This is a genomic window from Rhodococcus sp. NPDC060086 (genome assembly GCF_042730275.1).
In the GTDB taxonomy this organism is placed as follows: Bacteria; Actinomycetota; Actinomycetes; order Mycobacteriales; family Mycobacteriaceae; genus Rhodococcus.
This window is the reverse complement of record NZ_JBHWWZ010000085.1, coordinates 1-10,783: the sequence shown is the minus strand read 5'-3', so window position 1 is coordinate 10,783 and position 10,783 is coordinate 1. Positions and strand designations below refer to the sequence as shown.

Here is a 10,783-nt window from a genome sequence, read left to right as displayed (position 1 = left end):
CACACGACGCGCACGCATCCGAATGTGCGGCACAGCAGTGCCGCTTGTTCGGTGTCCGGGTAGGCCCGGACTTTGTACGCCGTCCTCATGCCCGGAATTTTACACGAAAGGTCACTATGAGTAACGCCATTCCTCCCCGCCGTGAACGACGGGGCATCCTGGCGAGGTCCCGGTGAACGACCGCCCGACCGGCAACTACGAGGACAGGATCGCCGACCTCGAACGTCGTGTCCGGCTCCTCGAGGGCAGCACCGGATCCGACGAGAGCCCCAGCGCCGACGAGAGTGCGGGCACCGCATCCCCGGGGACGGCGGGCAGCATCGGCTACCAGGGCGCGGTGTCGTTGTACGGCAACGTGTCGTGGACCATCGACTACGACGCTGCCGCCACCCTCGGATTGGATGCGTCCTCGATCGCGGGTGTCCTCGACGCGCTCGGCAGCCCCGCCCGGCTCGCGATCGTGCGCACGCTGCTGAGAGGGCCTGCCACCGCAGCCGAACTGCAGGAAGCGACCGACCTGTCGTCACCCGGCCGCCTCTATCACCACCTGAGGACACTGTCGGCAGCGCACATCGTCGAACAGCAATCCCGCAACCGCTACCACATCCCACCTGCGAAGGTCGTGCCGCTGCTTGTCCTCTCCCTCGCGGCCGCAGATGTCGCCGAGGAGCTGTGAGCGGCCTATTGTGCCCGTATGGCTTCCGTGTTCAGCATGATCATCTCCGGTGACCTTCCCGGACGTTTCGTGTGGGAGGACGACGACGTCGTCTCGTTCCTCACCATCAACCCTTTGACCGAAGGGCACGTCCTCGTCGTACCGCGACAGGAAGTGGACCACTGGCAGGACATCGACGACGACCTCTCGGACAAGGTCAACCGTGTCGCCAGGATCGTCGGCCGCGCGGTGTGCGCCGCGTACGAGGCGCCGCGTGTGGGCCTGGTGATCGCCGGGCTCGAGGTTCCTCACCTGCACCTGCACGTGTTCCCCGCGCACACCCTCGGCGACTTCGATTTCGGGCAGGCGGAGAAGGACCCGTCGGCAGAATCGCTCGACCGCGCCCACGACAGGATCCGCGCGGCCCTGCGCGAGCAGGGGCACGGAGACCACGTCCCCGCCTGAGCTCAGTCTGCCCCGGTCACCGACGTGGTCGGCATCGACTCGTCGGCCGGCGCCGCGAACTCCAGGTCCGGGCCGTCTCCGAGGGGAGAGTCGAGGAACTCGGCGAGCTCGGCCCACGAGGTGGTGGGCGCCGCGGTCCCGGCGAGAATCCCGAGGTGGGTGCCCGGTACACGAACGAAGCGGACGCGCGGTGCGCCGGTGAGCACCGAGGTGACCGGCTCGACCGACGGGATCGGGGCGAGGACGTCGTCGGTGCCGCCGAACGCCAGCACCGGCACGTCCACATCGGCGAGGTCGACGATGCGGCCGCCGAGCTCGATCCGTCCGGTCGTCAGCTCGTTGCCCACCGTCACCTGTACCGCGAGTTGCCGGAATGCGCGCCCCGCGTAGCCCTCGATCTCGTTCTGGAAGCGGTCGACGTGCTCCATGCGCGCGAGCTTGTCGCTATCGGCGATATTGGCTGCGACGAACCACGGTCGCCGCACCTCACGCTCGATCGCAGTGACGCGGTACGCAATCCGCACCAACGGTGCGGGAATCCCGCCGAAGAGGTGATCGGCCACGTCGAGGGCCGGCTCGGCGAGATACCTGCCCGCCAGCCGGGGAAGAACCATCAGCGGGATCTTCTCGTAATCGATGGGCGTCCCGAACGTGGTGATGGAGCGGACCGGGAGTTCCGGGTGGGCCGCCGAGGTGAGCAGCGCCAGGCTTCCCGCGATGCTCCACGCGACGACATCGACCTCTCGTCCTCCCGACAGTTCCGCAACACGGTGGATCGCCTCGGGAAGTACGTCGTCGATCCAGAATTCGAGACCGAGATCGCGGTCGTCGCCGGTGATCTTCCCGTACTCGATGAGGAAGACGCTGCGGCCCAGACCCACGAGGTGCGCCGCGAGGCTCTGCCCCGGCATCAGGTCGAAGCAGGTGGGCGATGCCGCGAGCGGTGTCACGAGCAGGACCGGGTCCCCGGAGCCTTCGGGGCCGAAGCGGCGCAGCGTGCGATGCGGACCGTCGCCCACGACGACCGACGGCGTCCGGTACGGCTCGGCGACACCGTCCGCGACGAACAATCCCCAGGCGTTCCGTGCCGCGTTCGACACGAAGTCCGTCATTCCCATCCGTCCTGCTTCCCTACACCCACCGACGCTGCACGTTGCGAGACGATTTTAGAGCAGGTACGGAGGCATCACCCGGGTCGCAGGCGCCCTGTGTGGTGAGCTTCCCCACCGCCGTATTGCCACCGTCTACGGGGTTTCCTACCCTGGCACGAAGGTGACCGGAATCCGGTCTCCCGGACGAGCGCACCGTACCCGGCCAGCGACAAGACGGTGCAGGAGTTGTCGCATGGCATGGATCATTCTTGTACTGTCCGGGGTCCTCGAAGCAGTGTGGGCCACCGCGTTGGGTAAATCGGCGGGCTTCACCCGACTCGCCCCCAGCATCGTCTTCGCCGTGGCGTTGCTGTTCAGCATGGCCGGACTGGCCTACGCGATGCGCACGCTTCCCATCGGCACGTCCTACGCGATCTGGGTCGGTATCGGCGCGGCCCTGACCGTGGGGTATGCGATGGCCACCGGCACCGAAGCCGCATCCGCCGTGAAAATTCTGTTGATCGTCGGGATCGTCGGATGTGTGGTGGGGCTGAAGGTCCTGCACTGATCGCCGGACCGATTTCTGTGTGTCCCCGGTTACAGTGAACCAATGAATCTGGGGTCCGTGCTCTCGACACCGCTGCGGATCGGCCTGGCCACGGCCGATTCCGCTCTGCTCGTCGCCGAAACGGTCATCGGCACGATTCGCATCGCGGTGCAACCGGCGACGTATTCGGCTCTGGGCGCGGTGGGGCTGACCGATACCCGCGACTCGCTCGGGCTGCTGCAGCAGGTGTCGCGGCTGACGGCGGACGACCGCGGACTCGGACAGGCCCTGCGACCCGGTGGTCCACTCGACCGCCTCCTCGCGACGGGGGGTCCGGTGGATCGGCTCACCGCCCCGGGCGGACCACTCGAACGACTCCTGGAACCGGGCGGTGCACTCGATCGCCTGACAGTGCCCGGCGGGCCACTCGATCGGATACTCGCCGATGACGGAGCTCTCGACCGGCTGCTCTCCGAGGGCGGTCTGCTCGATCGCATCACCGCACCGGACGGCCCCCTCGAACGGTTGCTTGCGCAGGACGGCGCAGTCGAGCGGCTCACCGAACCCGGAGGTCTCGTCGATACGGCCCTCCGGTCCGGTGGAGTCGTCGAACGCGTACTCGCCGACGGCGGCACGCTCGATGTGCTGCTGTCCGAGCACGGCGCCCTCGAGCGCCTGCTCGCCGAGGGTGGCCCGCTCGATCAGATCGTGTCGCTGTCCGAGACCCTCGCGAGTCTCACACCGGGCATCATCCGGATGAACGCAAGTGTCGATACCTTGCAGGAAACCGTCGAATTGCTTCGCGGCGCAGTCGGCCCGCTCGGCGACCTCGCAGGCAAACTCCCCGGGCGCTGGTTACGCAGCAGCAAGGGCGAGCTCCTCCCGCCCCCCTGATCCGGAGTTGTGACGCGTCAGTTCTCGACCGATGTCGACTCACGTGTCTTCATGAGAGTGCTTCTTGGGGAGCTGGCCTGCAACGAGGTCGTACGACCCGTACACCAGGTCTTCGACCAGCTGCTTCGTGACGCCGCGTCCGGCCGTCCGCGGCTGACGTCACCCAGCGCGCCAGCGGCATCGCGAGCAGCACGCTGTAGTTGTGCGCCTGAGAAACTCATTGCCCTCCCCTCCGGAATGACGACCTTCGCACCGAACCGATCAGGCGAAGACGTGCGCCTCAGCCCGTCTCCCCGGTCGAACTCGGTGCGCTACGCGATCTGAAAGCGATCGTCGCCCAGTTCGACCTCGATGCGGAGCGTGCCGCCGACCGCATCGACGTAGCGACGGAGCGTATCGAGCCGCACTCGCTCGAGGTCACCGCGCTCGATGTTCGACACTCGGTTCTGACCCACATGCAGCCGTTCGGCCACGTCCCGCTGGGTCAGGTCCAGCGCTTCTCTCAGTTCTTTGAGTCGGTAAGCACGGACCTGGTCGAGCATCCGTGTCTTGTGCGCATTGACCGCGTCCCGGCCCACGGGCCGCTTGGCAAGCATGTCGTCAAGGCTCTTGGCCATTTGTTCTCACGTTCCTTTCAATCGGTTCAGATGCTTGTCGAAGCGCTCGTCGGCGATGGGGATGTTCACCCGGTACCACTTGTCCCACTTTCCGGCCTTGTCGCCTGCAACGAGGAAGATCGCGTGACGTGCTGGGTCGAAGGCGAACAGCATGCGCAGTTCGGACCGGCCACTCGACCTGGACGCAATTCCTTCATGTTCTTGTGCCGGGACGCCTTGATGGTGTCGACCACCCAGCTGTGTCACGATTCCGCGTCACATATAGACAGAAGCAACCATTCCGGAAGGACGTTTCTGTCTGAATGCGCGGCAAACGCATCGAGGCCTCAGCGATCCTCTCGCCGCGTCGCAACCAGCTTTGCCGCGTCGGCACCGGCCCGCACCACTGCATCACGTAACGACACACCGGCGCCGAGCAGGGCCGCGAGGGTGCCCGCGAAATGGTCGCCGGCACCGGTCGTGTCGACCACGGCGACGCGCGGTACCGGGATGCGCTCGACACCATCCTTCGTGCCGATCACCACATCGTCACCGCCGCGTGTCACCACGACGGCGGGGACCCGCTGGAGCAGCCTTCCGACCACGGCGTCGATGTCGGTGCCGGGCTCGGTGGCCGCGTAGTACGCGGCCTCCTGCTCGTTGACGACGAGGGGATCGGCCAACTGCAGAATCTCCGCGCCTACCGGGATGGTGGGGCTCGGATTGAGAACCAGCCGGCGCCGGTGGGCACGCACCCATTCTGCCGTCGCGCTCGTCACCGCCGACGGCACTTCGAGCTGGGTGAGAACCACTACCGGATCGAGGTCGTCCAGAGCCTCGGTCACATGATCGCGGTCGAGTAGTCGATTCGCCCCGCCGATCACAATGATCCGGTTGCTGCCGTCCTCTGCGAGAACGACGATCGCGCGACCCGTTGCGGCGTCGAGTGCGGTCAAGTGTCGTGTGTCGATGCCCGCGGACTGCTGTGTGGTGCGCAGGATGTCTGCGGCATCGTCGCTTCCGACCGCTCCGACGATTGCGGTCGCGGCGAGCCTTGCGGCACCGAGTGCCTGGTTGGCGCCTTTTCCACCGGGATAGGTCGACAAGCTCCGGCCCATCACCGTCTCCCCGTCTTCCGGAGCACGGCTCACGAGCGCGGTCAGGTCGAGATTCAGAGATCCGACGACTGCCACGACACACTGCCGTGGCGTGCCGGTGTCAGTCGGCGACACTGCTCGGTTCGAGCCCCGGGCACACCATGTGCACCACTTCGTCGGCCCAGGTCTCGTCGACCCGGCCGTGCCGCAGGTAAGCACCGAGGTACGACCCGACAAGTGTGGACACCGCGGTGTCGATGTCGAGGTCCGCGCGGAGCGCACCGGACACGACGGCAGCACGGAGAACCTCCGCGACGACCTGGCTTCGACTGTTGATGATGTCGCGGAACGATTCGGTGAAGTCCGGGTCCTGGTCGGTGAGGATCGCGCTGACGCTCCCCATACCGATATCGCTGGACATGGCCACTCGGATCAGATCGAGGGTCCATTTCACCCGGTCGTACACGCAGAGCCCGTCGGGTACGCGCGGCGCGGCGGCCTTCGAGTCGAGGGCCGCCTCCAACAGTTCGTCGCGGTTCGCATAGCGACGGTAGATGGTGGTCTTCGCGACACCCGACAACGCCGCAACAGATTCCACGGTGACCCGGTTCGGGCCGTGTGCGCGAAGAATCGCGAGGACGGCACCCAGAATTCTCGAGTCCGTTCCAGCACGCGACTTGACGGAACGTCGCGGCGATACGGACGCGGGTTCCACGTCGGCATCGACAACCATGTCCATCCCTTCCAGGGCGAGTGTCCCTCGCCTATGCATCGAGTCTGCGGAAGAACACCCCCCGAAATCAAACCCTACGAAACGATACGCTACGCTGAGCGTATCGTTTTGCCAATTATGCAGTTTTTAGGGGCTACACATGACCGAGATCTACGCACCGACTCCGGGGTACAACTTCGATTCGGAGACACTCCTCGAGAGCTACCGCACCTACGACGCCGTGGAACACGCCATCGACCACCTGTCCGATGAAGGCTTTCCCGTCGAGTACCTGCGGGTCGTGGGTCAGGGCGTCACCACCGTCGAACAAGTCGAAGGCCGGATGACCACGGCCCGTTCGACCGCCAAGGGCGCGGGTGTCGGCGTGTGGACCGGTCTGCTGTTCGGCCTTCTACTCACCGTCTTCCTCCCCGCGAGCACCGTCGCCGGGCCAGTCCTCGTCGGTATCGCATTCGGTGCACTCTGGGGCGGCGCACTCGGCTTCGTGGCCCACTACAGCACGGGCGGTCGGCGCGACTTCGTCTCCCGCAAGAGCATCGAGGCAAGCCGCTACGACCTGATGGTCGAGCAGGATTTCGAAGACCAGGCCCGGGAGAAGCTCGCACTGCGGTGAAGTGATCGTCGCCCGAGTACACGCTTTCGCCCCGACAAGCCCGCGCCGAAGTGGCATGATCCGAATATGGCCCGTTCAACGTCGAACTCTCCACCGCAGTTGTCAGTAGGTAGTGCCGTGATCGTCCGAGCCGGGGTCGCCGAGACCAGATCGATACCCGGCAAGATCGTGGAGGATTACGGCACATCCCAACAGGCCGTGGGCGAAGACCTCGGGCGCAACTGGGCACCGATCCGCCGGTGGGCGGTGGCGCTCGACGACGGGCGCCTCGTGTTCGTCGACGACGACGATCTGGAGATCGCCCCCGTCTGATGCTCGCCTCCGTCTGATAGTCGTCTCAGACAGCGACGATGCCCGCCACCGGAATCCTGGCGTCGACGGCCTGACGGAAATTGATCATGGCGCGGGCGAGGTGATCCTTGTTGGTCACCAGCACGGCTCCCGTTGCGCGGCGCTCGAGCAGGACATTATTGGTGAAGCGTGCGTTCTCCACGGTGGAAGTCGACTCGGATTCCTCGATGACCCGCTCGGGCGGGACACCCCGCGACACCAGCCATTCCTTCATGGCCTCGGCCTCGGTGATGCCGTCGCGCGGCACTCCACCGGTAACCACGATGGGTGCCTCCGGATAACGTTCGGCCGCGCGAAGGGCTGCTTCGAGTCGCTGCTCGAGTACGGGCTGAATCTTGCCGTCTTCGGTCAGGCCCGCACCGAGAACGACGAGGTGGGTGCCTCTCGGATTCAGATCGAGCATCACCGGAAAGCGGGGAGTCAGCTTCTCCAGTTCGGTGCAGGCAATGATCAACTCGTCGATCGTGCCCTGACAGAGCGGTGTGACCGACAGTATTCCGTTGACGATCGTGTCCACCGATGGTGTTGCAGCTGCCTGCCCTGTCGAAACTCCGAGCGTGGCCGTTGCTGCCACTGTCGCCGCCAGCACTGTCCGTCGCACACCACTCATACACGTCCACCTTCCAAGGAGCGGTCGGATTTCGGTTGGGCCGCACTGTGCCACATCGAATGGGTTACGTGGGCATGGCATCCGCACGATCGGGAGCTGTCACCACACTCGCAGGAAAATTTGGGAGCCCTCAACAACGCGGTGCGGGGCTCCTCTGAAGCGTGGACAAACCCGAACCGCATATGCCAGAGTTCCGACCACAAATGAAAAGGCCCGCCGCGAGATTAGGCCCTCGCGACGGGCGGTTGTCCGACTGACATGAGGAGTCGAACAGTGACCGAGCATACCCATGTTCACAACACGGGTGGTATCCGTCGTGGGCCACGTCTGGCCGACAACTTCACCATCCTCTCCAACGCTCTCATCAACGATGAGCGCCTCAGTTTCCGCGCACGTGCGGTGCTGATCTGGCTTCTCTCCAAGCCACACGACTGGAGTATTCGCTCCGACGCCATCGCCCGGCAGTCTCCACGCGAAGGCCGCGAAGCGATCCGCACCGCGATGCGCGAACTCGCCGAGCACGGCTATCTCGTCCGCGAGAAGATCCAGGACGAACGCGGCCGCTGGTCGACCATCCAGACCGTCTACGAAGAGCCTCTGATCAGCGGGAACCCGACTCCCGATCCGAAGCCCAGGAAATCGGCTTCCGGTGACGCGGCCGACGGAGAACCGGGCGCTCTTACAAAGAACGGATCATCAAGAACCGAAACCGACAACGACGCCGCGCGCACGAGCGAATCGACCGACGACGCCGCAGCAACGTCCACGTCGTTGTCGTCAGCGGCAGACATTCTCGCCAGGAAGACTCGCGGAGTCGTCGACGAATCCCGCGCGCTCTTCAGCACGCTCGAAGCAGCAACCCTCGCCGCGGGCCTCCCGGCGTCGTACGCGCGCATCAAGCCCGAGCAGAGCCGCGAGATCACCGGGCTGATCGCGATCCACGGGATCGACGCGCTCGTTGCGGCGGCCACCCGAGCGCACCGGCCCGAGAACCCGACGATGCACGTCCACGGTTGGATCCGGCTGTGGACCTCCCTGCCGGTCCGTCGCTCGCTGCCTCGGCCGAGTTCCTGCAGCAAGTGCGTGAACGGGTGGATCGAGGACGACGAATACGAGATCGTCGGCCGCTGCGAATGCCGGTGTGCCGCGTGACGGGCGTCGAACTCGTTATCTCGATGCGATGGGGTCTCAATCCCCGAACGAGACGGACTCACCCAGGCCCGCCGTGTCAGCGAAGCCGAACAGATGGCTCTCGAGTACATCGCAGTCACCACCGGCACCCGCATCGAGGACAACACCGTGACCATGTTCCTTGACGTCGATGGCGTCCCCGCCGGTGACCGCGCCGACAGAATCCACACCGACCGAGCTGAGGCTGCACGCCTCGAGCCCGCGCCCTTGCTGACGCCAAAACGCTCGCCCACGACCTGGCCGAACGTAACGTCCCCGTCCGCGATATCGGTGCGATCCTCGGCGTTACCTTCCAACGAGCCAGCCAACTCGTGAACTCGTGACCCACACCGCCTGCGGTCGAATGCGCCTCACGAATGCGGTGGGCGCAGTACGTCACTGGGTCGGGATAGAAATAGGGCGGGTCCTGACCACCGCGCCCTCCGCGTCCAACTCCCGGATCTGGAGTTGCGGCACCCCTATCCGAGACGCCGGCTGGCAGCGAGGGCGCCAGCCGTGCGACGTTTGTTCACGAGCTTATCGGCGTTCCATGAAGAACTGTCCCCGCACGTCTCGTGAATGCCGGGCATGGCTCGATTCTTGATCTGACGGCCTGTTGTCCATGCCTGCGCAGATTGGCGTTGATCAAGGTGCCGATGCCAAGAGATGCAGCCAAGGTCGACGGGGCTGGCGATACGAGATCGTCAAAAGGCCATATGCCGGCCCTATGCAATCAGGGGCACCCACGTAGCGCCTCGACGTCGAGCAGAGCCACAAGACGGCTCGATCATCACTCAACCCTCTTGGGCTGCAGAAGTTCTGGATGGCGCTAGATTGCCGATAAGCTAGATTACGTCAACCTGCGGCGAATTCGGCTCTCCTGCACGATGCTTCAGAGTCGAGACCGTCGGAGCACCACGTCACCGACGACGCTACACGACAGCTCCGTCGACGGCGTCAGGTCCACCTCGAGCAGCACGCCCACCGCGACGCCGAAGCCTCGCCGCCGCATGTGCACGGTTCGCGCCCGTGCACATGCGGATGCGGATGCGATTACATCCGCATGCACGTCATGGAGTTGTTCGAGCGCCACCCGTGTTGACAACACCCGAGGCCCAGGACACTGCACGCATACCGTCTGTGACTCTATCCAGAATAATGATATTGATGGATAACCATGATTATCCATGAGAGACGCCCCGGTAGCTTCTGCCCGCACCTCCGGCTTTACAGAGATATCGGAGCAAACGAATCGCGTGTAGGGGCGGGCGAGAACGCCCAAAGGAGCGTTCCTCCGGCCAGTCCGATCGTCAAAGAATCCGGCGAGCTTCGGACCGAATGGGCTCGCCAGTACGGGCGCTCACCTACTGGTCCGCGTGAGCGTGCCTCTGTGGATGGCTTACCCTGCGAGTGTGGGTATCGCACGGTTCGCTCTCGCTCTACCCTGTGGTTTCTCCCCCGCCGAAGCGGCAGATCAGGTGGCCCAGGTGTTGCGCGGGCGGCAGATCGAGTGGAAGGAGCTCGAGTTCGACACCATTTTGACCACCGGTAGGCCGGGGATGTGCCGGTTTGCGTTCACCTATTGGCCCGAGGACGATGAGGCACACCGTCGGTGACCAGTTCACGGCGAGCGATCTGCCGATCTGGTCGCCGCCAATGCCGATCAGTGCACTCCGGGCCCGGCCGAGCAATGCTGGCACCCAGCAGGCCGAGGCCTCTGTTCGTTCGCTGTAGGTGCGGCCGGTACGGTGGTGAGCGCAACGATCAGCGGAGCCCGTCCGCGAACGGCTGCGCTGTACTTCTCTGATGCACGTGAGCAGCACGACCTCCCTGTTGTCGACGGCACGTGAATACTGACCCCGGCACGGCATCTCAAATTTGACCCCCTCTCCACCGATCCTGGTTCGAGTCGAGCCAGGAGGGACGAAGGGATGTTGTCCGTGGAAGATTGGGCCGAAATT

16 protein-coding genes and 1 riboswitch are annotated in these 10,783 nt (G+C 65.0%); of the genes, 8 read left to right on the top strand and 8 right to left on the bottom strand.

The annotated features are described in order from the left end of the window. A partial coding sequence (locus tag ACFWB0_RS25215; RefSeq protein WP_378493134.1) for a helix-turn-helix domain-containing protein occupies window positions 1–89 on the bottom strand: 89 nt, incomplete at its 3' end. Between the two features lie 83 nt (window positions 90–172). Between ACFWB0_RS25215 and ACFWB0_RS25210 the strand changes: the two genes are divergently transcribed. After that, window positions 173–676 carry an ArsR/SmtB family transcription factor gene (locus tag ACFWB0_RS25210; RefSeq protein WP_378493133.1) on the top strand — a complete coding sequence of 168 codons (504 nt, stop codon included), beginning with the start codon at window positions 173–175 and terminating at the stop codon, window positions 674–676. 18 nt (window positions 677–694) lie between these two features. After that, the gene (locus tag ACFWB0_RS25205; RefSeq protein WP_378493132.1) at window positions 695–1,120 is read left to right on the top strand and encodes an HIT family protein; all 426 of its coding nucleotides are present in this window, start codon (window positions 695–697) and stop codon (window positions 1,118–1,120) included. A 2-nt stretch (window positions 1,121–1,122) separates the two neighbouring features. On the opposite strand, the gene ACFWB0_RS25200 is transcribed toward ACFWB0_RS25205, so the two are convergent. Beyond that, window positions 1,123–2,232, bottom strand: coding sequence for an alpha/beta hydrolase (locus ACFWB0_RS25200; RefSeq protein ID WP_378493131.1), 1,110 nt, complete (start codon window positions 2,230–2,232; stop codon window positions 1,123–1,125). A 157-nt stretch (window positions 2,233–2,389) separates the two neighbouring features. Continuing rightward, window positions 2,390–2,455: riboswitch (guanidine-III (ykkC-III) riboswitch) on the top strand. Between the two features lie 9 nt (window positions 2,456–2,464). On the opposite strand from ACFWB0_RS25200, the gene ACFWB0_RS25195 reads away from it, so the two are divergent. Continuing rightward, entirely contained in the window at window positions 2,465–2,779 is a 315-nt protein-coding gene (locus ACFWB0_RS25195) for a DMT family transporter (protein ID WP_378493130.1), read from the top strand. Window positions 2,780–2,821: 42 nt separating this feature from the next. Further along, on the top strand, window positions 2,822–3,652 hold the full coding sequence (locus ACFWB0_RS25190; RefSeq protein ID WP_378493129.1) for an ABC transporter: 831 nt from the start codon (window positions 2,822–2,824) through the stop codon (window positions 3,650–3,652). A gap of 311 nt (window positions 3,653–3,963) precedes the next feature. Here the strand turns inward: ACFWB0_RS25190 and ACFWB0_RS25185 are convergent, their stop codons facing one another. From ACFWB0_RS25185 to ACFWB0_RS25170, 4 genes are all read right to left on the bottom strand, one after another. Further along, on the bottom strand, window positions 3,964–4,269 hold the full coding sequence (locus ACFWB0_RS25185; RefSeq protein ID WP_378493128.1) for an XRE family transcriptional regulator: 306 nt from the start codon (window positions 4,267–4,269) through the stop codon (window positions 3,964–3,966). Between the two features lie 6 nt (window positions 4,270–4,275). Then, complete coding sequence (locus tag ACFWB0_RS25180; protein ID WP_378493127.1) at window positions 4,276–4,422, bottom strand: type II toxin-antitoxin system RelE/ParE family toxin; 147 nt, start codon at window positions 4,420–4,422, stop codon at window positions 4,276–4,278. A gap of 173 nt (window positions 4,423–4,595) precedes the next feature. After that, window positions 4,596–5,441 (bottom strand): ribokinase, encoded by an 846-nt coding sequence (locus tag ACFWB0_RS25175; RefSeq protein ID WP_378493126.1) that lies wholly within the window; start codon window positions 5,439–5,441, stop codon window positions 4,596–4,598. A 25-nt stretch (window positions 5,442–5,466) separates the two neighbouring features. After that, window positions 5,467–6,078 carry a TetR/AcrR family transcriptional regulator gene (locus ACFWB0_RS25170; protein WP_378493125.1) on the bottom strand — a complete coding sequence of 204 codons (612 nt, stop codon included), beginning with the start codon at window positions 6,076–6,078 and terminating at the stop codon, window positions 5,467–5,469. A 139-nt stretch (window positions 6,079–6,217) separates the two neighbouring features. On the opposite strand from ACFWB0_RS25170, the gene ACFWB0_RS25165 reads away from it, so the two are divergent. Together ACFWB0_RS25165 and ACFWB0_RS25160 are read left to right on the top strand one after the other, a co-directional pair. After that, window positions 6,218–6,691, top strand: a complete 474-nt coding sequence (locus ACFWB0_RS25165; protein ID WP_378493124.1) for a general stress protein — start codon at window positions 6,218–6,220, stop codon at window positions 6,689–6,691. 117 nt (window positions 6,692–6,808) lie between these two features. Then, window positions 6,809–7,003, top strand: a complete 195-nt coding sequence (locus ACFWB0_RS25160; protein WP_378493123.1) for a hypothetical protein — start codon at window positions 6,809–6,811, stop codon at window positions 7,001–7,003. A gap of 25 nt (window positions 7,004–7,028) precedes the next feature. Here the strand turns inward: ACFWB0_RS25160 and ACFWB0_RS25155 are convergent, their stop codons facing one another. Further along, window positions 7,029–7,652 carry a YdcF family protein gene (locus tag ACFWB0_RS25155; RefSeq protein ID WP_378493122.1) on the bottom strand — a complete coding sequence of 208 codons (624 nt, stop codon included), beginning with the start codon at window positions 7,650–7,652 and terminating at the stop codon, window positions 7,029–7,031. A 273-nt stretch (window positions 7,653–7,925) separates the two neighbouring features. On the opposite strand from ACFWB0_RS25155, the gene ACFWB0_RS25150 reads away from it, so the two are divergent. Continuing rightward, on the top strand, window positions 7,926–8,804 hold the full coding sequence (locus ACFWB0_RS25150; protein ID WP_378493121.1) for a replication protein: 879 nt from the start codon (window positions 7,926–7,928) through the stop codon (window positions 8,802–8,804). A 36-nt stretch (window positions 8,805–8,840) separates the two neighbouring features. Here the strand turns inward: ACFWB0_RS25150 and ACFWB0_RS25145 are convergent, their stop codons facing one another. After that, complete coding sequence (locus ACFWB0_RS25145) at window positions 8,841–9,011, bottom strand: hypothetical protein (protein ID WP_378493120.1); 171 nt, start codon at window positions 9,009–9,011, stop codon at window positions 8,841–8,843. Between the two features lie 1,223 nt (window positions 9,012–10,234). Here ACFWB0_RS25145 and ACFWB0_RS25140 point away from each other — a divergent pair. Further along, window positions 10,235–10,438, top strand: a complete 204-nt coding sequence (locus ACFWB0_RS25140) for a hypothetical protein (protein WP_378493119.1) — start codon at window positions 10,235–10,237, stop codon at window positions 10,436–10,438. Window positions 10,439–10,783: the final 345 nt, after the last annotated feature.